At 65.1% G+C, this 26,198-nt stretch carries 8 protein-coding genes; 4 read left to right on the forward strand and 4 right to left on the reverse strand.

The genetic code is table 11. From position 1 onward, the window contains the following. The first annotated feature begins 1,246 nt into the window (after nucleotides 1–1,246). On the forward strand, nucleotides 1,247–10,966 hold the full coding sequence (locus ABIB24_RS26250) for a non-ribosomal peptide synthetase (RefSeq protein ID WP_354317642.1): 9,720 nt from the start codon (nucleotides 1,247–1,249) through the stop codon (nucleotides 10,964–10,966). Between the two features lie 22 nt (nucleotides 10,967–10,988). Then, nucleotides 10,989–19,586: a non-ribosomal peptide synthetase gene (locus ABIB24_RS26255; protein ID WP_354317644.1), complete on the forward strand. Its 8,598-nt coding sequence runs from the start codon at nucleotides 10,989–10,991 to the stop codon at nucleotides 19,584–19,586. A 156-nt stretch (nucleotides 19,587–19,742) separates the two neighbouring features. Here ABIB24_RS26255 and ABIB24_RS26260 read toward each other — a convergent pair whose 3' ends face one another. Together ABIB24_RS26260 and pvdO are read right to left on the reverse strand one after the other, a co-directional pair. Then, nucleotides 19,743–22,205, reverse strand: a complete 2,463-nt coding sequence (locus tag ABIB24_RS26260; RefSeq protein WP_354317646.1) for a TonB-dependent siderophore receptor — start codon at nucleotides 22,203–22,205, stop codon at nucleotides 19,743–19,745. 126 nt (nucleotides 22,206–22,331) lie between these two features. Next, a complete protein-coding gene (gene pvdO, locus ABIB24_RS26265) occupies nucleotides 22,332–23,192 on the reverse strand; it encodes a dihydropyoverdine dehydrogenase (protein WP_137164614.1) in 861 nt (286 codons plus the stop codon). Nucleotides 23,193–23,501: 309 nt separating this feature from the next. Here pvdO and ABIB24_RS26270 point away from each other — a divergent pair, with 309 nt between their 5' ends. Continuing rightward, nucleotides 23,502–23,666, forward strand: a complete 165-nt coding sequence (locus tag ABIB24_RS26270; protein WP_170978868.1) for a hypothetical protein — start codon at nucleotides 23,502–23,504, stop codon at nucleotides 23,664–23,666. Nucleotides 23,667–23,782: 116 nt separating this feature from the next. Next, nucleotides 23,783–24,664 (forward strand): DMT family transporter, encoded by an 882-nt coding sequence (locus ABIB24_RS26275; protein ID WP_041505660.1) that lies wholly within the window; start codon nucleotides 23,783–23,785, stop codon nucleotides 24,662–24,664. Between the two features lie 3 nt (nucleotides 24,665–24,667). On the opposite strand, the gene ABIB24_RS26280 is transcribed toward ABIB24_RS26275, so the two are convergent. Further along, nucleotides 24,668–25,126 carry a DUF4265 domain-containing protein gene (locus ABIB24_RS26280; RefSeq protein ID WP_025340190.1) on the reverse strand — a complete coding sequence of 153 codons (459 nt, stop codon included), beginning with the start codon at nucleotides 25,124–25,126 and terminating at the stop codon, nucleotides 24,668–24,670. A 13-nt stretch (nucleotides 25,127–25,139) separates the two neighbouring features. Further along, nucleotides 25,140–26,015: a DMT family transporter gene (locus ABIB24_RS26285; RefSeq protein WP_025340189.1), complete on the reverse strand. Its 876-nt coding sequence runs from the start codon at nucleotides 26,013–26,015 to the stop codon at nucleotides 25,140–25,142. Between the last annotated feature and the right edge of the window lie 183 nt (nucleotides 26,016–26,198).

The raw sequence follows: 26,198 nt of genomic DNA on the forward strand, positions 1-26,198 counted from the left end.
GGTCCCTGTGAGAGTGGGCATGCCCGAGAAGCAGGCGACGCGGTGGATGGCACCGGCTACGCCGGTGTTCGCGGGCGCGCCCGCTCCCACAGGTATGGCGCATTCCTTGAGCTGGTGGGGGCCCTGTGGGAGCGGGCATGCCCGCGAAGCAGGCGACGCGGTGGATGGCACCGGCTACGCCGGTGTTCGCGGGCGCGCCCGCTCCCACAGGTACGGCACATTCCTTCAGCTGGTGGGGTCCCTGTGGGAGCGGGTTCACCCGCGAAGCAGGCGACGCGGTGGATGGCACCGGCTGCGCCGGTGTTCGCGGGCACGCCCGCTCCCACAGGTACGGCGCATTCCTTCAGCTGGTGGGGCCCTTGTGGGAGCGGGCATGCCCGCGAAGCAGGCGACGCGGTGGATGGCACCGGCTGCGCCGGTGTTCGCGAGTAAACCCGCTCCCACAGGTACGGCGCATTCCTTCTGCTGGTGGGGTCCCTGTGAGAGTGGGCATGCCCGAGAAGCAGGCGACGCGGTGGATGGCACCGGCTACGCCGGTGTTCGCGGGCGCGCCCGCTCCCACAGGTACGGCGCATTCCTTCAGCTGGTGGGGTCCCTGTGAGAGTGGGCATGCCCGCGAAGCAGGCGACGCGGTGGATGGCACCGGCTACGCCGGTGTTCGCGGGTAAACCCGCTCCCACAGGTACGGCACATTCCTTCAGCTGATGGGCACCCTGTGGGAGCGGGTTCACCCGCGAAGCAGGCGACGCGGTGGATGGCACCGGCTGCGCCGGTGTTCGCGGGTAAACCCGCTCCCACAGGTACGGCGCATTCCTACAGCTGGTGGGGTCCCTGTGGGAGCGGGCATGCCCGCGAAGCAGGCGACGCGGTGGATGGCGCCGGCTACGCCGGTGTTCGCGGGCGCGCCCGCTCCCACAGGTATGGCGCATTCCTTCAGCTGGTGGGGGCCCTGTGGGAGCGGGTTTACCCGCGAAGCAGGCGACGCGGTGGATGGCACCGGCTACGCCGGTGTTCGCGGGCGCGCCCGCTCCCACGGGTATGGCGCAGGCTTCCGAGTCCCACAGGGGCCCTGCCAATTCAATGAGTTATGTGCAGTGCCATGGGAAGTGGGTTCGGTGCAGGTATCAGGCTGACGCTGTACATGCACCGGGCGCTGCCTCCCCCGAATTTCCATCTAAATCCATGCCACCACTCAACCGTCTAACTACGGAGGAAATTGATGAGCTGATTTCTTAGGAGATTCCCTGTGCAAGAGCTGCTCGATACGGTCGTATCGTTGTCCACCCAAAAACGTAAGGCGTTGGCAGCCTTGCTCAAGAAACAAGGCGTGAACCTGTACGGTGTCACGCCGATCTTCCCGAGGGATCCTGCAGAGCCGGTGCTGCTTTCCTACGCTCAGCAGCGCCTGTGGATACTGTCGCAATTGGGCGAGGTGGGCAGCGCGTACAACCTCTCGTCCGTCTTGCGTTTCAAAGGCCACCTGGATACCCAAGCCCTGCAGCGCAGTTTCGAGGCCCTGATCGAACGCCACGAAACGCTGCGTACCACCTTCCGCCTGGAAGGGGAACAAGCGGTTCAGGTGATCCACCCACATGTCCCTTTCGAACTGGCCGTTGAAGTGCTGGCGCAGGCCGATGACAGCCACCTGCGTCAGCGTGTCGAGGCCGAAGCCCACCTGCATTTCGACCTGCAGCAGGGCCCGCTGCTGCGTATGCGCCTGTTGCGCCTGGCAGCAGACGAACATGTGCTGGTGCTGACCCTGCACCACATCGTCTCCGACGGCTGGTCGATGCCGGTAATGGTCAACGAGCTGGTGCAGCTCTACTACGGCCACAGCCAGGGCCAACCCGTGGCGTTGCCGACACTGCCGGTGCAGTACGCCGATTACGCCACCTGGCAGCGCAACTGGATGGAGGCCGGCGAGCAGGAAAGGCAACTGGCCTACTGGACCGCGCAACTGGGGGAAGAGCAGCCCGTGCTGGAGCTGCCCACCGACCGCCCGCGGCCCGCCGTGAGCAGCCATCAGGGCGCACGGGTAAAGGTCGCTCTGGACCAGCAACTGGCCGGGGCGCTCAAGCAGCTGGCCCAGCAGCAGGGCGTGACGCCGTTCATGCTGTTGCTGGCCAGCTTCCAGGCGCTGCTGCACCGCTACAGCGGCCAGCCAGACATCCGCGTCGGTGTACCGGTTGCCAACCGCAACCGGGTCGAGACCGAGCACCTGATCGGCTTCTTCGTCAACACCCAGGTGCTACGGGCCGAGTTCGACCTGCAGATGACCTTCATTGACCTGCTGCAGCAGGTGAAGCAACGCGCACTGGGTGCCCAGGCCCATCAGGACCTGCCGTTCGAGCAGTTGGTCGAGGCCTTGCAGGTCGAGCGCAACCTGGGCCACAGCCCGCTGTTCCAGGTGATGTACAACCACCAGACCCAGGCCAAGGGCGAGCGCCGTAGCCTGCAAGGGCTGCAGATGGAAGAGCTGGTCTGGGACAGCCACACCGCCAAGTTCGACCTGACCCTGGACACCTTCGAGCATGAGCAGGGCATTGGCGCGGCACTGACCTACGCCACCGACCTGTTCGACGCGGCGACCATCGAGGGCATGGCCCGGCATTGGCTGAACCTGCTGCAGGGGATCGTATGCGAGCCTGGGCAGCGGGTTGCCGACCTGCCGCTGCTGGACGTGTCTGAGCGGCACATCATCGTGCGCGACTGGAACGCCACCGAAGCGGACTTTCCAGCAGGGCACAGCATCCATCAGCTGATCGAGGCCCAGGTGTTCGCCACCCCGGATGCCCCGGCGCTGGCCTTTGGCGAGCAGACCCTGAGCTATACCGAGCTCAACCGCCGTAGCAACCAGCTGGCGCACAAGCTGCGCGAGCAGGGCGTGGGCCCGGACGTGCTGGTGGGCATCGCCATGGAGCGCAGCCTGGAGATGGTCATCGGCCTGCTGGGTATCGTGAAGGCCGGTGGCGCCTATGTGCCGCTGGACCCGGAATATCCCCAGGACCGTCTGAGCTACATGTTCGAGGACAGCGGCATCGCCTTGCTGCTGACCCAGTCGCACTTGCGCGAGACCCTGCCGATCCCGGCCGGCCTGCGCAGCCTGGACCTGGACACCGAGAACTTCGACGGCTACAGCGATGCCAACCCGAACATCGATGTGGCCCCGCTGAACCTCGCCTACGTGATCTACACCTCCGGCTCCACCGGTCGCCCGAAGGGCGCTGGCAACAGCCATCAGGCGCTGGTCAACCGCCTGTGCTGGATGCAGAAGGCCTACGGCCTGGACGCCAGCGACAGCGTGCTGCAGAAAACCCCGTTCAGCTTCGACGTGTCGGTGTGGGAGTTCTTCTGGCCGCTGATGACCGGCGCGCGCCTGGTCGTGGCCCAGCCCGGCGCGCACCGCGACCCGCAGCTGCTGGTCGAAACCATCAACCACCACGGCATCAGCACGCTGCACTTCGTGCCGTCGATGCTGCAGGCGTTCATGACCCACGAAGCGGTCGAAAGCTGCGTCAGTCTCAAGCGCGTGGTGTGCAGCGGTGAAGCGTTGCCGGCCGAACTGGCCCGCCAGACCCTGCAACGCCTGCCGGCGGCGGGCCTGTACAACCTGTACGGCCCGACCGAAGCGGCGATCGACGTGACCCACTGGACCTGCCAGCCGGACGAAAGCATCAGCGTGCCGATCGGCCAGCCGATCGACAACCTCAAGACCCACATCCTCGAAGGCAGCCTGCAACCGGCGGTGCGCGGCAGTGCTGGCGAGCTGTACCTCGGCGGCGTAGGCCTGGCCCGCGGTTACCACCAACGCCCGGCGCTGACCGCCGAACGCTTCGTGCCGGACCCGTTCAGCGACAACGGCGGGCGCCTGTACCGTACCGGCGACCTGGCGCGCTACCGCGCCGATGGCGTGATCGACTACGCCGGGCGCATCGACCACCAGGTGAAGATCCGCGGCCTGCGTATCGAACTGGGCGAGATCGAGGCGCGCTTGCTGGAGCTGCCGAGTGTGCAAGAAGCCGTGGTGCTGGCCCAGGACGGGCCAAGCGGCAAGCAGCTGGTGGGCTATGTGGTGCCTGCCGACAGCACGCAAGACGAAGGCGCATTGCGCGACAGCCTGCGCGAGGCGCTGAAGGCCGGTTTGCCGGACTACATGGTGCCCGCGCACCTGCTGCTGCTCGGCAAGCTGCCAGTGACGCCGAACGGCAAGCTGGACCGCAAGGCCCTGCCGCAGCCGGATGCCAGCCAGTCGCAGGGCGAGTACGTCGCCCCGCAGAGCGATCTGGAGCAGCAGATCGCGGCGATCTGGGCCGATGTGCTGAAGGTGGAGAGGGTCGGCCTCGGCGACCACTTCTTCCTGCAGGGCGGGCATTCCCTGCTGGCAGTTTCGGTGATTGCCCGCATTCGTCAGCACCTGGGGCTGGACGTGCAGTTGCTTACCCTGTTCGAGGCTCCGGTGTTGAGGGACTTTGCCAAACGTGCCGAGCACGGTGAACGGGCACAGGCTGCTGTCATCGAATGCGTGAGCAGGGCGAAGCCGCTAGCGCTTTCCTACGCCCAGCAACGGCAGTGGTTCTTGTGGCAATGGGCACCGCACAGTGCCACCTACAACATTCCGGCCGCACTGAAGCTGGCCGGGGCGCTGGATATCGCCGCCCTGCAACAGGCCTTCGGCGCCTTGATCGAGCGTCACGAAACTTTGCGCACCACTTTCCGCCTGGATGGCGAGCAGGCAGTGCAGGTCATTCATGGCCAGCTGCCGTTCGAGCTTGTCGTCGAGGAGCAGGCGTACGCCGACGAGGCCGCTGTGCGGGCCTGGGTCGAGACCGAAGCGGGGAAACCGTTCGACCTGGAGCAGGGGCCGCTGCTGCGGGCCGGGCTGCTGCGCCTGGCGGCGGACCAGCACGTGCTGGTGCTGACCCTGCACCATATCGTCGCCGACGGCTGGTCGATGCCGGTGATGGTCGACGAACTGGTGCAACTGTATGCCGGCTACAGCCAGGGCCAGGTGCCGCAGTTGCCGCCCTTGCCGATCCAGTACGCGGACTTTGCCGTGTGGCAGCGCAACTGGATGGAGGCCGGTGAGCAGGCGCGGCAGCTGGCCTACTGGACCGAACAGTTGGGTGATGAGCAACCGGTGCTGGAGCTGCCGTTGGACCATCCGCGCCCGGCTGTACCGAGCCACCAAGGCGCGCGGTGGCCGATTGAGTTGGGCAATGAGCTGGCGGCCAACCTCAAGCGCGTTGCCCAGCAGCAGGGCGTGACGCCGTTCATGCTGTTGCTGGCCAGCTTCCAGACCTTGCTGCATCGCTACTCGGGCCAGGCCGACATCCGTGTTGGTGTGCCCACGGCCAACCGCAACCGGGTCGAGACCGAGCGCCTGATCGGCTTCTTCGTCAACACCCAGGTGCTGCGTGCCGAGTTCGATATGCAGCTGACGTTCGGTGAGCTGCTGCAACAGGTGCGCCAGCGCACGTTGGGCGCGCAGGCCCACCAGGACCTGCCATTCGAGCAACTGGTCGAAACTTTGCAGCCTGAGCGCAACCTTGGGCACAACCCGTTGTTCCAGGTGCTGTACAACCACCAGACCGAGCTCAAGGGCAGCCAGCACCGCTTGCCGGGCCTGGAAATGTCCGGCTTGGAGTGGAGCACGAATACGGCCAAGTTCGACCTGTCCCTGGATACATTCGAGCACGAAAAGGGCATCGGGGCTTCGCTGACCTATGCCACCGACCTGTTCGACGCCAGCACCATCGAGCGCATGGCGCGGCATTGGCTCAACCTGCTGGAAGCCATCGTGCGCCAACCGAGCCAGCGCATCAGCGAGCTGCCGTTGCTGGGCGAGGACGAGCAGCAGGCGGTGCTGCGTGACTGGAACCGCAACACCGCCGCCTTCCCGGATGAGCGAACCATTCATGAGCTGATCGAGGCCCAGGTGGTCGCCGCCCCCGAGGCGCCGGCAGTCACCTTCGGCGAGCAGACCCTGAGCTACGGCGAACTGAACCGCCGGGCCAACCAGCTGGCGCACAAGCTGATCGAGCGCGGTGTCGGCCCTGATGTGCTGGTAGGCATCGCCATGGAGCGCAGCCTGGACATGGTGGTTGGCCTGTTGGGCATTCTCAAGGCCGGTGGTGCCTATGTGCCGCTGGACCCGGAGTACCCGGAGGACCGCCTCAGCTACATGTTCGCCGACAGTGGCATTGCCTTGCTGCTGACCCAGTCGCACCTGCGTGAAGCCCTGCCGATCCTGGTTGGCCTGCACAGCCTGGATCTGGATGTCGAAGACCTGACCGGCTACAGCGATGCCAACCCGAATATCGAAGTAGCTCCGCAGAACCTGGCCTACGTGATCTACACCTCCGGCTCCACCGGCAAGCCCAAGGGCACGCTGCTGCCGCACCAGAACGTGGTCCGGCTGTTCGCGGCGACCCAGGACTGGTTCCGTTTCGATGCCAGTGACGTGTGGACGGTGTTCCACTCCTACGCCTTCGACTTCTCGGTATGGGAGCTGTTCGGCGCGCTGTTGTATGGCGGCCGGGCGGTGATGGTGGCCAAGGACGTGGCGCGTTCCACCGAAGACTTCCATGCGCTGCTGCAGCGTGAGCAGGTGACGGTGCTGAACCAGACGCCGTCGGCGTTCCGCCAGTTGATCCCGGTGGCCTGCGCGGCAGCGCGCCAGGGGCAGGGCCTGGCCCTGCGGCATGTGGTGTTCGGCGGCGAAGCGCTGGACGTGAGCAGCCTCGAGCCCTGGTTCGAGGTGTTCGGCGACCGGCAGCCACGGCTGATCAACATGTACGGCATCACCGAAACCACGGTGCATGTGACCTACCGGCCGATCACCCAGGCCGACCTGGCCAGGGGCGCGAGCAGCCCGATCGGCGAGGTGATCCCGGACCTGTCGTGGTACCTGCTGGATGCCGCGCTGAACCCGGTGGCCCCGGGCAGCCATGGCGAACTGGTGATCGGCCAGGCGGGCCTGGCGCGGGGGTATCACGGGCGCCCGGGGCTGACCGCCGAGCGCTTCGTGCCGAACCCGTTCGACAGCCAGGGTGGCCGCCTGTACCGCTCGGGCGACCTGGCCCGCTACGGCGGCGCGGGGGTGGTGGAGTACCTGGGGCGGATCGACCATCAAGTGAAGATTCGAGGTTTTCGCATCGAACTGGGCGAGATCGAGGCGCGGCTGCAGGCGCAGGCCAGCGTGGCCCAGGGCGTGGTACTGGCCCAGGACGGCCCGGGCGGCAAGCAGTTGGTGGGTTATGTGGTGCCTGCCGATGCGGCCGTGATGGCCAGCACCGAGGCCCAGGCTACCGAGCGCGAGGCGCTGCGCACTGCGTTGAAGGCGAGCCTGCCGGACTACATGGTGCCGGCCCACCTGCTGTTCCTGGCCAAACTGCCGTTGACCGCCAACGGCAAGCTGGACCGCCGTGCATTGCCGCAACCGGACGCCAGCCTGCTGCAAGCGGAATATGTGGCCCCGCAGAGTGAACTGGAACAACAGATCGCGGCGATCTGGGCCGATGTGCTGAAACTGGAGCGGGTAGGCCTGGGCGACAACTTCTTCGAACTGGGTGGGCATTCCTTGCTCGCCGTCCAGGTGATCTCCCGGGTACGTCAGAGCCTGGGCGTGGAGCTGCAGTTGCGCGCGCTGTTCGAAACGTCGAGCCTGGCCGACTTCGCCAGGCTTGCAGCGCAAGGTGAGCAGGCTTGCTCCAGCGTCATTGGGCGGGTTTCCCGGGAGCAGCCGCTGGCGCTTTCCTATGCCCAGCAACGGCAGTGGTTCTTGTGGCAATGGGCACCGCACAGCGCCACTTACAACATTCCGGCCGCACTGAAGCTGGCCGGGGCGCTGGACATCGCTGCCCTGCAACAAGCCTTCGGCGCCTTGATCGAGCGCCACGAAACCCTGCGCACCACCTTCCGCCTGGACGGCGAACAGGCGGTGCAGGTCATTCATGGCCAGCTGCCGTTCGAGCTGGTCGTCGAGGAGCAGGCGCACGCCGACGAGGCCGCTGTGCGGGCCTGGGTCGAGTCCGAAGCGGGGAAACCGTTCGACCTGGAGCAGGGGCCGCTGCTACGGGCCCGGCTGCTGCGCCTGGCGGCGGACCAGCACGTGCTGGTGCTGACCCTGCACCATATCGTCGCCGACGGCTGGTCGATGCCGTTGCTGGTCGACGAGCTGGTGCAACTGTATGCCGGCTACAGCCTGGGCCAGGTGCCGCAGTTGCCGCCCTTGCCGATCCAGTACGCGGACTTTGCCGTGTGGCAGCGCAACTGGATGGAGGCCGGTGAGCAGGCGCGGCAGCTGGCCTACTGGACCGAACAATTGGGTGATGAGCAACCGGTGCTGGAGCTGCCGTTGGACCATCCGCGCCCGGCTGTACCGAGCCACCAAGGCGCGCGTTGGCCGATTGAGTTGGGCAATGAGCTGGCGGCCAACCTCAAGCGCGTTGCCCAGCAGCAGGGCGTGACGCCGTTCATGCTGTTGCTGGCCAGCTTCCAGACCTTGCTGCATCGCTACTCGGGCCAGGCCGACATCCGTGTTGGTGTGCCCACGGCCAACCGCAACCGGGTCGAGACCGAGCGCCTGATCGGCTTCTTCGTCAACACCCAGGTGCTGCGTGCCGAGTTCGATGTGCAGCTGACGTTCGGCGAGTTGCTGCAACAGGTCAGGCAACGTGTTCTGGGCGCGCAGGCCCACCAGGACCTGCCATTCGAGCAGCTGGTCGAAGCCTTGCAGCCGGAACGCAATCTTGGGCACAACCCGTTGTTCCAGGTGCTGTACAACCACCAGACCGAGCTCAAGGGCAGCCAGCACCGCTTGCCGGGCCTGGAAATGTCCGGCCTGGACTGGAGCACTCACACCGCCAAGTTCGACCTGAGCCTGGATACCTACGAAGACGGGCAGGGGATCGGTGCGGCACTGATCTACGCCACCGACCTGTTCGACGCCAGCACCATCGAGCGCATGGCGCGGCATTGGCTCAACCTGCTCGAAGCCATCGTGCGCCAGCCCGAGCAACGCATCAGTGAGCTGCCGTTGCTGGGCGAGGACGAGCAGCAGGCGGTGCTGCGTGATTGGAACCGCAACACCGTCGCCTTCCCGGATGAGCGAACCATTCATGAGCTGATCGAGGCCCAGGTGGCCACCGCCCCCGAGGCCCCGGCAGTCACCTTCGGCGAGCAGACCCTGAGCTACGGCGAACTGAACCGCCGGGCCAATCAGCTGGCGCACAAGCTGATCGAGCGCGGTGTCGGCCCGGATGTGCTGGTGGGCATCGCCATGGAGCGCAGCCTGGACATGGTGGTTGGCCTGCTGGGCATTCTCAAGGCCGGTGGTGCCTATGTGCCGCTGGACCCGGAGTACCCGGAAGACCGTCTGGCCTACATGTTTGCTGATAGCGGCATCACTTTATTGCTGACCCAGGCACACCTGCGTGAGGCTCTGCCAATTCCGGCCGCTATCGAGTGCCTGGAGCTGGATGAACAAGCTCTGGTCGGCTACAGCGACGCTAACCCGAATATCGAAGTAGCTCCGCAGAACCTGGCCTACGTGATCTACACCTCCGGCTCCACCGGCAAGCCCAAGGGCACGCTGCTGCCGCACCAGAACGTGGTCCGGCTGTTCGCAGCGACCCAGGGCTGGTTCCGTTTCGATGCCAGTGACGTGTGGACGGTGTTCCACTCCTACGCCTTCGACTTCTCGGTATGGGAGCTGTTCGGCGCGCTGTTGTATGGCGGCCGGGCGGTGATGGTGGCCAAGGACGTGGCGCGTTCCACCGAGGACTTCCATGCGCTGCTGCAGCGCGAGCAGGTGACGGTGCTGAACCAGACGCCGTCGGCGTTCCGCCAGTTGATCCCGGTGGCCTGCGCGGCAGCGCGGCAGGGGCAGGGCCTGGCCCTGCGGCATGTGGTGTTCGGCGGCGAAGCGCTGGATGTGAGCAGCCTCGAGCCCTGGTTCGAGGTGTTCGGCGACCAGCAGCCACGGCTGATCAACATGTACGGCATCACCGAAACCACGGTGCATGTGACCTACCGGCCGATCACCCAGGCCGACCTGGCCAAGGGCGCGAGCAGCCCGATCGGCGAGGTGATCCCGGACCTGTCGTGGTACCTGCTGGATGCGGCGCTGAACCCGGTGGCCCCGGGCAGCCATGGCGAACTGGTGATTGGCCAGGCTGGCCTGGCGCGGGGGTATCACGGGCGCCCGGGGCTGACCGCCGAACGCTTCGTGCCGAACCCGTTCGACAGCCAGGGTGGCCGCCTGTACCGCTCGGGCGACCTGGCCCGCTACGGCGGCGCGGGGGTGGTGGAGTACCTGGGGCGGATCGACCATCAAGTGAAGATTCGAGGTTTTCGCATCGAACTGGGCGAGATCGAGGCGCGGTTGCAGGCGCAAGCCAGCGTGGCCCAGGGCGTGGTGCTGGCCCAGGACGGCCCGGGCGGCAAGCAGCTGGTGGGTTATGTAGTGCCTGCCGATGCGGCCGTGCTGGCCAGCACCGAGGCCCAGGCTGCCGAGCGTGAGGCGCTGCGCACTGCGTTGAAGGCGAGCCTGCCGGACTACATGGTGCCGGCCCACCTGCTGTTCCTGGCCAAACTGCCGTTGACCGCCAACGGCAAGCTGGACCGCCGTGCATTGCCGCAACCGGACGCCAGCCAGTTGCAGCGCGCGTACCTCGCGCCGCAAAGCGAACTGGAGCAACGGATCGCGGCGATCTGGGCCGATGTGCTGAAGCTGGAGCGGGTAGGCCTTGGCGACAACTTCTTCGAACTGGGTGGGCACTCCTTGCTGGCTACCCAGGTCATGGCGCGGCTACAGGTCGAGCTTGGCACGAGCCTGCCCCTGGCGTTGTTGTTCCAGGCGCAAACGCTGCAGGACTACGCAGCAATGATCAATGGCTTGAATACCCATAGCGATGCAGACCTGGATGAACTCCAGGACTTCATGAGCGAGCTTGAGGCAGTCTGAAATGCAAACGGATAACAGAAACATGGCCCTGGTGCAGCGCTTCATCGGCCTGCCGCTGCCACAGCGCAAACTCTTCCTCGAGAAACTGGCGGCGAAGGGCATGAGCCTGGCCCAGTTGCCGATCCCCGAGGTGCGCGGCGAGCATCCGTTGCCGGCGCTTTCATACGCCCAGCAACGGCAGTGGTTCCTGTGGCAATGGGAGCCTGCCAGTGCCACCTACAACATCCCGGCTGCCTTGAAATTCAAGGGGAATCTGGATACCACAGCGCTGCAACTGGCCTTCGCGGCCTTGATCGAGCGACATGAAACCCTGCGTACCACGTTCCGTCGCGACGGTGAGCAGGCGGTGCAGGTCATTCATGCTCAAGTGCCGTTCGAGCTGGTCATCGAAGAGCAGGCAAACGCCGACGAGGACGCTGTGCGGGCCTGGGTCGAGACCGAAGCAGGGCAACCCTTCGACCTGGAGCAGGGGCCGCTGCTGCGGGCCCGGCTGCTGCGCCTGGCGGCGGACCAGCACGTGCTGGTGCTGACCCTGCACCATATCGTCGCCGACGGCTGGTCGATGCCGGTGATGGTCAATGAACTGGTGCAGTTCTATCAAGGTTTCAGCCAGGGCAAGGTAACGCAACTGCCGGCCCTGCCGATCCAGTATGCCGACTATGCCATTTGGCAGCGTAGCTGGATGGAGGCCGGCGAGCAGGCGCGGCAACTGGCCTACTGGACCGAACAGTTGGGCGATGAGCAACCGGTGCTGGAGCTGCCGCTGGACCATCCGCGCCCGGCCATGCCGAGCCACAGAGGGGCACGGTTGCCGATCGTGCTGGGCGATGAGCTGGCCACCAACCTGAGACGGGTTGCCCAGCAGCAGGGCGTGACGCCATTCATGCTGCTGCTGGCCAGCTTCCAGACCCTGCTGCATCGCTACTCGGGCCAGGCTGATATCCGCGTTGGGGTACCGATTGCCAACCGTAACCGGGTCGAGACCGAGCGCCTGATCGGCTTCTTCGTCAACACCCAGGTGCTGCGTGCCGAGTTCGATGTGCAACTGACGTTCAGCGAGCTGCTGCAACAGGTCAGGCAACGTGCCCTGGGCGCCCAGGCCCATCAGGACCTGCCGTTCGAACAACTTGTCGATGCGCTGCAACCGGAGCGCAACCTGAGCCACAATCCGCTGTTCCAGGTGTTGTACAACCATCAGACCCAGGCCAAGGGCGAGCCCCGACGTATAGCGGGGCTGGAGATGGAGGAGTTGGCCTGGGACAACCACACCGCCAAGTTCGACCTGGCTTTGGACACCTCCGAGCATGAAAAGGGCATCGGGGCTTCGTTGACGTACGCCACCGACCTGTTCGACACCAGCACCATCGAGCGCATGGCGCGGCATTGGCTCAACCTGCTCGAAGCCATCGTGCGCCAACCGGGCCAGCGCATCAGTGAGCTGCCGTTGCTGGGCGAGGACGAGCAGCAGGCGGTGCTGCGTGACTGGAACCGCAACACCGCCGCCTTCCCGGATGAGCGAACCATTCATGAGCTGATCGAGGCCCAGGTGGCCACCGCCCCCGAGGCCCCGGCAGTCAGCTTCGGTGAGCAGACCCTGAGCTACGGCGAACTGAACCGCCGGGCCAACCAGCTGGCGCACAAGCTGATCGAGCTCGGCGTTGGCCCTGATGTGCTGGTAGGCATCGCCATGGAGCGTAGCCTGGACATGGTGGTCGGCCTGCTGGGCATTCTCAAGGCCGGTGGTGCCTATGTGCCGCTGGACCCGGAGTACCCGGAAGACCGTCTGGCCTACATGTTTGCTGATAGCGGCATCACTTTATTGCTGACCCAGGCACACCTGCGTGAGGTGCTGCCAATTCCCGCCGCCATCGAGTGCCTGGAGCTGGATGAACAAGCTCTGGTCGGCTACAGCGACGCTAACCCGAATATCGAAGTAGCTCCGCAGAACCTGGCCTACGTGATCTACACCTCCGGCTCCACCGGCAAGCCCAAGGGCACGCTGCTGCCGCACCAGAACGTGGTCCGGCTGTTCGCGGCGACCCAGGGCTGGTTCCGTTTCGACGCCAGTGACGTGTGGACGGTGTTCCACTCTTACGCCTTCGACTTCTCGGTATGGGAGCTGTTCGGCGCGCTGTTGTATGGCGGCCGGGCGGTGATGGTGGCCAAGGATGTGGCGCGTTCCACCGAGGACTTCCATGCGCTGCTGCAGCGCGAGCAGGTGACGGTGCTGAACCAGACGCCGTCGGCGTTCCGCCAGTTGATCCCGGTGGCCTGCGCGGCAGCGCGGCAGGGGCAGGGCCTGGCCCTGCGGCATGTGGTGTTCGGCGGCGAAGCGCTGGACGTGAGCAGCCTCGAACCCTGGTTCGAGGTGTTCGGCGACCGGCAGCCACGGCTGATCAACATGTACGGCATCACCGAAACCACGGTGCACGTGACCTACCGGCCGATCACCCAGGCCGACCTGGCCAAGGGCGCGAGCAGCCCGATCGGCGAGGTGATCCCGGACCTGTCGTGGTACCTGCTGGATGCGGCGCTGAACCCGGTGGCCCCGGGCAGCCACGGCGAACTGGTGATCGGCCAGGCCGGCCTGGCGCGGGGGTATCACGGGCGCCCGGGGCTGACCGCCGAACGCTTCGTGCCGAACCCGTTCGACAGCCAGGGTGGTCGCCTGTACCGCTCGGGCGACCTGGCCCGCTACGGCGGCGCGGGGGCGGTGGAGTACCTGGGGCGGATCGACCATCAGGTGAAGATTCGAGGTTTTCGCATCGAACTGGGCGAGATCGAGGCGCGGTTGCAGGCGCAAGCCAACGTGACCCAGGGCGTGGTACTGGCCCAGGACGGCCCGGGCGGCAAGCAGCTGGTGGGTTATGTGGTGCCTGCCGATGCGGCCGTGATGGCCAGCACCGAGGCCCAGGCTGCCGAGCGCGAGGCACTGCGCACTGCGCTGAAGGCGAGCCTGCCGGACTACATGGTGCCGGCCCACCTGCTGTTCCTGGCCAAACTGCCGTTGACCGCCAACGGCAAGCTGGACCGCCGTGCATTGCCGCAACCGGACGCCAGCCTGCTGCAAGCGGCATACGTGGCCCCGCAGAGTGAACTGGAACAACAGATCGCGGCGATCTGGGCCGATGTGCTGAAACTGGAGCGGGTAGGCCTTGGCGACAACTTCTTCGAACTGGGTGGCGACTCCATCGTTTCCCTGCAAGTCGTGGGCAAGGCCCGCCAGGCCGGCGTGCAGTTCACCCCCAAGCAACTGTTCCAGCATCAGACCGTACAAGGCCTGGCCACGGTGGCGCGGCGTGTTCTCGAAGGTATTGGCGAGCAAGGGCCGATCACGGGCAGCACACCGCTGACACCGATTCAGCAATGGTTCTTCGAGGCCGACATTGGTGAGCGTGGGCATTGGAACCAGTCGATTCTGCTGACACCCAGCGAACCCCTGCAAGCGGACCGCCTGCACGACGCGTTGCTGGCACTGGTCGCCCATCATGATGCACTGCGCCTGGGCTTCGAGCAGCAGGCGGGGGCCTGGCAAGCCGAGTACAAGCCACAGCAGCAGGCGCGGATACTCTGGGAGCATGCGTGCGCGGACGAGGAGGCGTTGTCCGCACTCGCTGACCAGGCCCAACGCAGCCTGAACCTGCAGCAAGGCTTGCTGGTCCGTGCGCTGCTGGCCAGCCTGCCCGATGGCAGCCAGCGTCTGCTGCTGGTCATTCATCACCTGGCGGTAGATGGCGTGTCGTGGCGCCTGTTGCTGGAGGACCTGCAACAGGCCTACCAGGCCCTGGGCAACCGACAGCCGGTGCAATTGCCAGCCAAGACCAGCGCCTACAAGACCTGGGCGCAGCACCTGCAGGCCTATGCCCAGAGCGAGGCGCTGCAAGCGGAACTTGCCTACTGGCAAGCGCAGTTGCAGGGCACCAGCGACCACCTGCCGTGCGCCAATGCGCTGGGCGGCAACCAGCAGCAGCACGCTGCGTCGGTCAGCACGCGGCTGGGCCGCGAAGCCACCCGGCAGTTGTTGCACGATGCCCCTGCGGCCTATCGCACGCAGATCAATGACCTGCTGCTGACAGCCCTGGCTCGGGTGATCGCCCGCTGGACCGAGCGGCCGGAGGTGCTGGTCAGGCTGGAAGGCCATGGCCGGGAAGACCTGTTCGATGACATTGACCTGAGCCGCACGGTGGGCTGGTTCACCAGCATGTACCCAGTGAAGTTGAGCCCGCTGGGCGGGATCGCCGAATCGATCAAGGCGGTCAAGGAGCAACTGCGGGCCGTGCCGAACAAAGGCCTGGGCTATGGCGCGCTGAAGTACATGGGGCCGGCTGGTGCGCGTGAGGCCCTGGCTGCGTTGCCTCAGGGCGAGATCGTGTTCAACTACCTCGGGCAGTTCGACGGCAGTTTCGACGAGCAGTCGGGCTTGTTCGCACCCGCGCGGGAATACGGCGGTGCGGCCAAACCAGCCGATGCGCCACTCGATAGCCAGATCGCCCTGAACGGCCAGGTATACGGCGGCGAGCTGAAACTTGGCTGGACCTTCAGTGCGCAGCGCTACGACACCGCTGTCATGCAAAAGTTGGCAGATGACTATGCCGCAGAGCTTGGCGCGCTGATCGCTCATTGCTGCGAGCCTGGCAACCGTGGTGTAACGCCTTCGGACTTCCCACTGGCCGCGCTGCGCCAACAGCAGCTGGATGAGCTGCCGGCAGTTGCACGGCAGGTGGCCGATATCTACCCGCTGTCGCCGATGCAGCAGGGCATGCTGTTCCATTCGCTGCAGGGGCCTGAAGGCGCGCTTTACATCAACCAGACTTCGGTGGAAGTCAAAGGCCTGGAAATCGAACGGTTCGTGGCAGCCTGGCAGCAGGTGATCGACTGTCACGATATCCTGCGCAGTGCCTTCTGGTCGGCGCCCCACTTGGCCGAACCTTTGCAGCTTGTCTACCGCAAGGTCGAATTGCCGGTGGTCGTGCATGACTGGCGCGACCGCTCGGTAAGTGCGCAGATGCTGCAGGCGCTGGCCGAGGCCGATGCCGCACAAGGCCTGGACCTGAGTGTCGCACCGTTGATGCGCCTGACCCTGGTGCGGCTGGACGACGAACGTTTGCACCTGCTGTGGACCCGTCATCACATACTGATGGACGGCTGGAGTACCTCGCGGCTGCTTGGCGAGGTGTTGCAGACTTACCATGGCCACCCTGCGCGAGCGCCGGCAGGGCGGTTTGGCGATTACATCCGCTGGCTTGCCGGGCAGCCCAAGGCGGCGCTGGAGCAGTTCTGGCGAGGCAAGCTGCAAGAGCTGGAAAGCCCCACCTGGCTGGCGGACAGCCTAGCGGCTCGCCCGGCGGCAGACCTGCAGGGGCACGCCGCGCTGTACCTGCGTTGGGATGCCTCGCGTACCCGGCAACTGCGCGAGCAGGCCCAGCGCTTGCGCATCACCCCAAACACCTTGATCCAAGCGACCTGGCTGCTGCTGCTGCAGCGCTATACCGGGCAAGCCACGGTGTGCTTCGGCGCCACCGTGGCGGGCCGGCCAGCCGGCTTGCCCGGTGCCGACGAAATGCTGGGGTTGTTCATCAACACCTTGCCGGTGGTGCAGACGCCCCAACCGCAGCAGCGGATTGTCGACTGGCTGCAGCAACTGCAGGCCTGCAACCTGGAACTGCGCGACCACGAACATGCAGCCTTGGCCGATGTGCAACGCTGGGCAGGGCAGGCCGGGCAAGCGTTGTTCGACAGCATCGTGGTGTTCGAGAACTACCCGGTGGACGAACGCCTGCAGGAGGGTGGTGGTGGCTCGCTGCAGTTCGGTGAGGTGAGCAACCGCGACGTGACCAACTACGCCATGGACCTGGCGGTGCATCTGGGCGAGACGCTCTCGGTCGAGTTCCTCTACTTGCGCAACCGCTTCACGGAGCAAGCCACCGACAGCATTCGTGGCAGTTTCGAACGGCTGCTCGAGGGCATGCTCGACAACCCTCACGCCACCGTGGGCAGCCTGGACATGCTGACCCCGGCGCAAGCGCAGCAGGCCCAGGCTCGCAACGGCTTGCAGCCATGCGAGCAGGCCATGCCAAGGCTGGCCGAGCTGATTGCCCGGCATGCCCAGGCGCGGCCAGAGGCAATTGCGGTGGCCTGTGGCGAGCGACAGTTGAGCTACGCCCAACTGGATGAGCGTGCCAACCGCCTGGCACACCACCTGATTGCCTTGGGAGCGCGCCCGGAGGTTACGGTGGGCATCGCCCTGGAACGCTCGGTGGAGGTGATCGTGGCATTCCTGGCGGTGATGAAAACCGGCGCCGCCTATGTGCCGCTGGATATCGACTACCCGCAGGACCGCTTGCAGTGGATTGTCGAGGATTCGGCCATGCACCTTCTGGTGACCAGCAGCGGCTTGCGCCAGCGTTTTGCCGGGGTGGAGCACTGCGTGGAGCTGGACCTTCTGGCTATCGCCAGCTTGCCGTCCGATGCCCCTCAGGTGATGGTGCACGACACCAACCTGGCGTACCTGATCTATACCTCTGGCTCTACCGGCAAGCCCAAGGGCGTGGCGGTCAGCCACGGGCAGATCGGCATGCACTGCCAGGCAATCGCCCGCCTTTACCAGATGGATGAAAGCACTCGCGAGCTGTTGTTCATGTCGTTCGCTTTCGACGGTGCCCAGGAGCGTTGGCTGTCGACCTTGTCGTCAGGCGGCTGCCTGGTGGTGCGCGGTAGCCAGCTGTGGACTGCCGAGCAAACCTGGCAGGTACTGCATGCCGAGCGCATCGACATTGCCTGCTTCCCGCCGGCGTATCTGCAGCAACTGGCCGAGTTCGCGCAAACCCGCCAGGAGGCCGCACCGCCGGTGCGCATCTATTGCTTTGGCGGTGACGCAGTGCCCGATGCACTGTTCGAACTGGTCAAGCGGACCTTGCGCCCGCAGTTCCTGACCAATGGCTACGGGCCTACCGAAACGGTCGTGACCCCCCTGTTGTGGAAAGTATCGGCGCAGCAGTCATGCCAGGCGGTGTATGCGCCGATCGGTGAGCGGGTTGGCCAGCGCACGCTGCATGTGCTGGACCAGGGCCTGAACCCGGTGCCCGATGGCGTGGCCGGGGAACTCTACATTGGTGGCGAGGGTGTGGCGCGCGGGTATCACCAGCGCCCGTCCCTGACCGCCGAGCGCTTTGTCGCCGACCCGTTTGCCCAGGGCGGGCGGCTGTACCGCACCGGTGACCGGGTGCGCCGTCGGGCGGATGGCGTGATCGATTTCATCGGCCGCCTGGACAACCAGTTGAAGGTTCGCGGTTTCCGCATCGAACCCGGGGAAGTCGAAGCACGGCTGCGTAATCTGGCGGATGTGCGGGATGCTGTGGTGGTGGCCCGGGAGGGCGCTACCGGCAAGCAACTGGTGGCGTATCTGGTCACCGGCAATGGGGTGACTTCCGCTACGCCATTGCGTGACGCCTTGCGTGCCGACCTGCCGGACTACATGGTGCCGACCCAGTGGGTATTGCTGCCGGCGTTTCCACTCACGCCCAATGGCAAGATCGATCGCAAGGCGCTGCCGGCCCCGGAGTTGGCCGGGCGCCCGGTGCGGGTGGCTCCGCGCGATGACACGGAAAAGGCGCTGGCGGCCATCTGGCAGGAAGTGCTGGAGGTGGATGAAGTTGGTGTCGATGACAACTTCTTCGAATTGGGGGGCGATTCGCTGCGCGTGCTGAAGATGCTGTCGAAGGTACGAGCACGGCCCGACCTGTCGATCGAGCTGAAACTGCGCGATGTCATGGCCAGGCCCACCATTGGCGAGCTTTCCGGCTATACCGATGCCGACGTCGCCCTTGACCCGCTGTTGCTGCTCAACAGCCGGGTAGCCGGGGCCAGGCCGCTGTTCTGCCTGCATGCCGGCTTTGGCACGGTGTTCGACTACGAGCCGCTGGCGCGCCGGCTGGAAGGGCATTGCAGCGTCTACGGCGTGCAATGCCGCATGCTGCTCGATCGCAACTGGCAGGATGATTCGTTGCAGGCCATGGCGATCGACTATGCCCAGTACATTCGCCAGAAGCAGCCCGAAGGGCCATACCAGCTTGCCGGCTGGTCGCTGGGTGGCACGCTGGCGGTGCTGGTGGCCCAGGAGCTGGAAGCCCAGGGCCAGCAAGTATCGTTGCTTGGCCTGGTCGACAGTTTCATCCCCACCGGTGCGCCGGCGACGCCGGCAGCGGACTGGAGTGCCGACCTTGGCAGCTTCCTGAGTGTGCTGCTGGGGCTGGCCAAGGAACAGCTGGTGCTGCCTGCCGTTGCGGCGGGCAGTGGTGTGCCGCTGCTTGAGCGGCTGATCGAAGAGGCACGCTCGGGGCTGCAGGTAGCGTCGGCCTTCGCCAGTGTCGAAAGCGCCGAACTGGCCCACACCTTTGCCGTGGCGATGCGGCTCAAGGCGTTGTCGGAACGGTTGCCGGCATTGCCGGCAACCCGCGCCGCTGCCTTGTGCTGGTGGGCAGGTGACCATGGCCAACGCTTCGCGGTTCACGGAAGCGGTGAGAACCACGCGGTTGCAGCGGGTCACTATGACATCCTCAAGCATCCGGACGTGATCGAGGGGCTTGCGGCCAGGCTGGTGGCGGAGCCGGTCATGGGGTGACCCGGCAAGGCCGGCTGAATGACCTGTGGGGCCCGCGTTCAACGTGGGCCCCACAGGTTTTTTCATGTCGGCAGTGTCGCCACCGAGACGAAAAAAGCGGCGTCATCCTGTGTGGATGACGCCGCTTCGATTACAACGGTACAGGTGGCTGTCGGCCTAGAAGTCGTAGCGCAGGCTCATGGTGGCATTGCGCGGGTCACCGTAATGGCCAACACTGCCGCCGATACCCGAGTAATACTTCTCGTCGAAGATGTTGTTCAGGTTCAGAGTGGCGGCCAGATGGTCGGTGACCTGATAGCGCGCCATCAGGCTGGCAACGGTGTAGTCATCCTGGGTGGCTCGGGCTTTGAGGCTGTTGTAGTAGAGCGACATGCTGGAGTTCCAGGACACCCCGCCACCCACGGTCAGCCTGTTCCAGTCACCCTGGAAGCGATAGGTGTTCCAGAAGCGGAAAGTGTCCATGGAGTACTGCGTCAGCTGGCGCTCGCCCTCGGCGTCTTCCGTGCGGGCATGGCTGTAGCTGGTCATGACTTGCCAACCAGGCAAGACCTCACCCGACAACTCAAGGTCGATACCCTTGGTCTCGGTACCCTTTGCGCCCTTGTAGGCTTGTTGGTCGAGCGTGCCTTGCACGATCTCTCCGCTGTCCTCCACCGCCAGGTTGTCACGCTTGACCAGGAACAGTGCCGTACTGGCGTTCAGACGCCCGTCGTAGAACGCCCCTTTCCAGCCCACTTCGTAGTTGCTGCCTATGACAGGGCCAATGACCGAACCGTTACGATCGAGGTTGGATTGTGGCTTGAAGATATCGGTATAGCTGGCATACACCGATTGCTCGGGGGTCAGGTCATAGATGATGCCCGCGTACGGTGTTACTTCACCCCGCTCGTGCATCTTGACGTCCGGCGAGCCGAATGAGGTAGGCCAGTAGTAATAGTCGTAGTCATAGTCGGAGGTGCGCGCGCCTACGATTACGTTCAGGTCATCCATCAGGTTGAATTTGAATGCCGCGTAGGTGCCGCGCTGGCTGCTCTTGATGTTGAGAATTTCCCCAAGTGCGCCAGTCTCGGTTGGCCGAGGCAGGTAGTTGTCCCAGTCATAGAAGTTGACGGTTGTGGTACCAACGTCATAACCGGTGTGATCGTTCTTGTAATCCTGGTAGTTGAAGCCGGTGATGAACTCGTGAGTGCGCCCGAACAGGGAAAAAGGCCCTTGCAGTGTCAGGTCCAGGCCGCGCTGGGTCTGGTCGGCTTCAGCGTTGTAACGCAGCATTCGCGCAGCGCCGGTTTCTTCATTGATCCATGCTCGGCCCGAAGAGGTCTGATAAGAGCCGTTGTAGTTATCGCGATTGGAATCCATGTAGTTCGCGGCCAGCTTGATTTGCCAGTCATTGGCGAAGGAATGCTCGGCGGCCATGAAATAGTTGGTGGTTTCCAGCTCGTCGTACATCCAGCGGGCGCCGGAACTGGTCGAGCGGGAGAAGTTGGTCTGCTTGCCGTTGGTGAACAACAACGGTACACCCGGTGAACCGGTGGCTTTGAACTTCTGGTAGTCGACGCCGAAACGTACCAGGGTGTCGTCGTTCAGGTCCGCTTCGAGAACGCCGTAGAGGATGTCCTTGTCTTCCTTGTACCAGTCGCGAAAACTGCCGCTTTTCTGCTTGGCTGCCACCATGCGCCCGCGCAGGTTGCCACCCTCGGTCAAGGGGCCGGAAACATCGACTTCGCTGCGGTAGGAGTCCCAGGAGCCGACAGTGCCCTGGATATGCGACTGGAATTCGCGGGTCGGGCGTTTGCGAATGAGGTTGACCACACCGCCGGGTTCACCCGCGCCGGTCATCAGACCGGTGGCGCCGCGGACGATTTCGACGCGGTCGTAAAGGGTCATGTCCAGCAACGTGCTGGGCATGTTGCGGGTCTGGTTTTCCTGGGTGGTGGTCACGCCGTCAAGCTGGTAGGTGTTGATGGCACTGCCGCGGGAATAGATGTTGTAGCGCAGGCCACCGTCCTGGGACATGGTGATGCCGGGTGTCTGGTTGAGCACCTGGGTCACGCTGTTGAGCTGCTGGTCGTCCATGCGCTGGCGGGTGATCACACTGATCGACTGGGGCGTTTCACGGATCGACAGGTTCATCTTGGTCGCGGTGTTGGTCACACCGGTGGTGTAGGAGCCCGTGCCTTCGGTAGTGGCACCAAGGCCCACGCTATTGACGTTGGTCGCCGAAAGCTCGACCTGGCCGGCCTGTGCGCCCGAACTGGCCGTCACCGTCACGGTGTTGCCATCGATCTGGTAACGCAGCCCGGTGCCTTGCAGCAATGTCCGCAACGAAGACTGCAGGTCATGCCGGCCCTTGAGGGCCGTGGAGCGCAGCCCACTGATGTCCTCCGGGCTGTACAGCAACTGGGTATCGGTCTGCCTGGCCAGTGCCTGCAACGCCGAATTCATCGACTGCGCAGGAATATCCAGCGTCCACTCCTGCGCCTGCACCTGGGCAACCATCGCAGCGGATATCGCCAGGCCCAGGCCGATGCGTGTGAGCGCGCGCTGGGGACGAAGGGAATGACGGATCAGTAATGCTTTGGCAAGCGGGTTGAGCGGGCCGGGGAGGGACTTGGACATCTATTGCGGTCTCGTTGGCAGAGGGTTTTTTTCTATGTCAGCTATAGGACGCAGCACCTGTGAAAAACCGGAACGATTCTTATTGGCGATTTTTTTGGCCGGTGCTGCGTTAACCGCGTCACAACTTCACAGTTCGCGTGCTACGCGAAAGCCGAGGAAGTCACCGCGGGTGGTCTTGAGGCGGTCGTTGCGGTTGGCCGAGCGTGAGAAGATCGGCGGTTCGCCCCAGTCGTTGCCGCGCATGTGCGCGCGGATGCACTTGGGGTCCTGGATCCAGGCGCTGCCGTCGATGGGGGCGCCTTCGTAGCTGTCGTGGTAGCAGTCGGCGACCCATTCGTAGACGTTGCCGTGCATGTCGTACATGCCGAAGGCATTGGGCGGGTAGCTGCCCACCGGGGCGGTGAAGGTATGCCCGTCCTTGGGGCCATAGGTGTTGGCGTGCTTGCTGATCTCGTACTTGCCCGGTTCGTCGAAGGGGAAGGGGAACGGGCCGCTGGAGCCGCCACGGGCGGCATATTCGCGTTCGGCTTCGCTGACCATGCGGTACGGTTTGCCGGTGGTTTTCGCCAGCCAGCGGGTGTAGGCCTGCACTTCGTCGTAGTCGACGCACACCGCCGGCTGGCGGGGGCCTTGCTTGTAGCTGGGCTTGCTGGCTTCGCACCAGCGGCCGGGGCGGTCGTCGCCGCTCTTGATGACGGTGCCGGTGGCCTTGATGTAGGCGTCCAGTTCGCCGGCGGTGACCTGGTAGCGGCTCATGGCGAAGGGCTTGGCGAAGGTCACGGTGTGCAGCGGGCCCTCGTCGGGCTGGCGGCCGACTTCGTCGTCAGGGGCCCCCATCACGTAGCTGCCGGCGGGCAGCACGACCATCTCGGGGCAGTCCTTGCAGTCTTTGAACACATCGCCGGGCTTGGCGGCGTGGGCGTAGGCGCTGACCAGCAGCAGGCAGGTGATCTGGGCTGGCCGGTAGAGCCAGGCGGATACGTTCATCGGTGGTCCTCGAAACGGGTGAATGCGGGCTGCGTTTCGCATTCAGACGAATCGGGGTGGTGAGAAATTAACCAACATCCAAGGTAGCGCGGTCTTATTGTGGGAGCGGCCTTGTGTCGCGAAAGGGGCGCGCAGCGGCCCCACACTCTCAGCTTCGCCGCAGATATTGCTGGGGCCGCTCTGCGGCCCTTTCGCGACACAAGGCCGCTCCCACAAAAGCTGTTCCCGCGAGTACCGTAGGCAGTGGTTGCAAGGCATGGGGCACCGGGCTATAGTCCAGCCCATTGTTCTCTTCCCGAAGACCTGTTCATGCCAGCCAGCCCAGCCACCACAAGCTTTGCCATCGCGCCAGTCGCGGGCATGGTCGTGCGTGGCTGCCAGCAGCCGGCGATGATCAGTCACTATCCACCACCACCTGTCAGTGGCGTCGTAGGCGGCGTAGCTCCGCCTCCTTGCGTGGTCGTGCTGGGCTGATCGGCTTCTGGCCGCATCCCTTCGCACACGCAACCTACTGAACACGGTCGGCGACTTCCCACGCTGAAGCGCACGCCGTCCGTCTGGCTTATTCGCCTTGAATCAGGTGGCAATACATGTCTGTCTTTAGCAAAGCATCCGTGGCCTCGGCGGCCACTACCAGCCTGTTCGTCCTGCTGTGGAGCAGCGGGGCGATCGTCTCCAAGCTCGGCCTGGCGCATGCCAGCCCGTTTGCCTTCCTGCTGTTGCGCTCGGCGCTGGCCCTGGCCGGCCTGCTGCTGATCGGCCCATTGCTGGGGCTGCGCTGGCCGCGCAGTCGCGGGGCCATCCTGCGGGCCCTGGGCACTGGCTGTGTGCTGCTCGGCGCCTACCAGATCTTCTACCTGCTGGCGCTCGATACCCATGTCACCCCCGGCATCATGGCCACGGTGATGGGGGTACAACCGATCCTGACCGTGGTGCTGATGGAGCGCCAGCGCTCCTGGAGCCGCTTGTTCGGCCTGGGGTTGGGGCTTGGCGGGTTGATCATGGTGGTCTACCAGGGCATCAACCTGGGCGGGGTGTCACTGGCGGGAATGCTGTTCGCCTTGCTGGCGCTGGCCAGCATGACCTTCGGCTCGATCCTGCAGAAGCGCATCACCGACAACCCCATGGGCACGCTGCCGCTGCAGTACCTGGCCGGCTTTGCCATGTGCGCGTTGTTCGCGCCGCTGCAGCCGCTGCATGTGGAATGGACTGGCGGTTTCGTCGGCGCGCTGCTGTGGATGGGGCTGGTGGTCTCGCTGCTGGCGACCTTGCTGCTGTACCGGCTGATCGCCAAGGGTAACCTGGTCAATGTCACCAGCCTGTTCTATCTGGTGCCGGCAGTGACCGCGGTGATGGACCTGCTGATCTTCGGCAACCGCCTGGCGCCGCTCAGCCTGCTGGGCATGGGGCTGATCGTGGTGGGCTTGCTGTTCGTGTTCCGCAAGCCCGCCGCGCGCCTGGCCGAGGCGTAGGCCCTAGCGGAATTCTTCGGGGATGGCGTGGCGCAGTACGCCTTCCTCGAAGTCCAGCAGGCCGGCTTCGCGCTGGGTGAGCAGGTAGTAGAGCAAGGTGTCGAGCGAGCGCTGCGGCGGGACCTCGACCGCCAGCATCTTCACCGCCTGCTCGGTTTCGCAGTTGCAGCCGAAGTCGTGCAAGGCCGCGCGTACCTGGTCCAGGGTTTCCGGGGGCTTGACGATAACCCGGAACACCGAGCTGCCGCTGCTGTGGCGCAGTTCGGCGAACCAGGTTTCGCCGGCTTCCTCACGGGTGCCGATCACGTCGCCCGGGGCGATGCCGTAGACATGGAAGGGAATGTTGTCGACGGCATAGCCGCCTTCCACGGCCTTGGCCCACAGGCCCTCGACCGAGGCGGGCGGGTAGCCGTTTTCGTCCTGCTCCAGGCGGAACAGGACCTTCTTGTACGCGTCGTTCATCCTGTACCCCGTTTCAGCTGCGTGCCGGGCGCAGCACCAGCCACAATGCCAGGCCAATCAGCAGGCCGCCGTACAGGTGCGCCATCGACAACGGTTCGTCCAGCAGCCACGCCCCCCACAATACGCCGAATACCGGGATCAGGAAGGTCACGGTGCTGGCCTTGACCGGGCCGATCTCCTCCAGCAGGCGGAAGTACAGGATGTAGGCGAACGCTGTGCACAGCAGGCCCAGGCCCAGCAGCGACAGCCACACCTGCCAGCCGCCCCAGCTGGCAGGTGGCTGGCTCAGCGCGCTCCAGGCGAACAGCGGGCTCAGCATCAGGGTGGCGCCGAGCATGCTGCCCAGTGCCGACAGGCGGCTGTCCAGGCCGCTGACCCAGCGGCGGGCGAGGAAGCCGGCAAAGCCGTAGCAGGTGGTGGCCGCCAGGCAGGCGAGGGCGCCTTGCAGCAGGGCCAGGTCCAGGGCCACCGGGCCGGCGCCGCTGAGGATGCCGACGCCGAACAGGCCCAGGAAGATGCCGCAGAGCTTGGCCAGGGTCATCGGTTCGCGGAAGAACAGCACGCCGATCAGCACACCCATCAGCGGCGTGGTGGCGTTGAAGATTGCCGAGTAGCCGGCAGGCAGCACCTGGGCGGCCACGGAGTAGAACGTGGCGGGGATACCGGAGTTGATCATGCCCAGCACCAGGCAGGCGCCGAGCTTGCCCTGGAAGTCCCAGCGCACGCGGGCGGCGGCGAGCAGTGCAACCAGGCCCAGGCAGGCGATGGACACACGGAAGAACGCCGTCGGCACCGTGCCCAGCTCGGGGGCGATGATGCGCATGAACAGGAAGCTCGCCCCCCAGACGGCGGCAAGGGTCAGCAGGCGGGCTAGGGCGATGGGGCTCACAACGGTCTCCGGAGGCAGGGCAGGGGCGCGAGTGTACGCCAGGGGGGGCTGGGGATTCTTGTGCTTTCTTGCGGTGTAAAGCTGTGCCGGCCTCTTCGCGGGTAAACCCGCTTGTGTCTTGATGAGGGATTAAAATCTGGAGTGAGAGCGGTGAATGACAAGCTGAATGCCGCAGGTGCCATG

Source organism: Pseudomonas sp. UYEF17 (genome assembly GCF_040546125.1).
Classification (GTDB): domain Bacteria; phylum Pseudomonadota; class Gammaproteobacteria; order Pseudomonadales; family Pseudomonadaceae; genus Aquipseudomonas; species Aquipseudomonas putida_Z.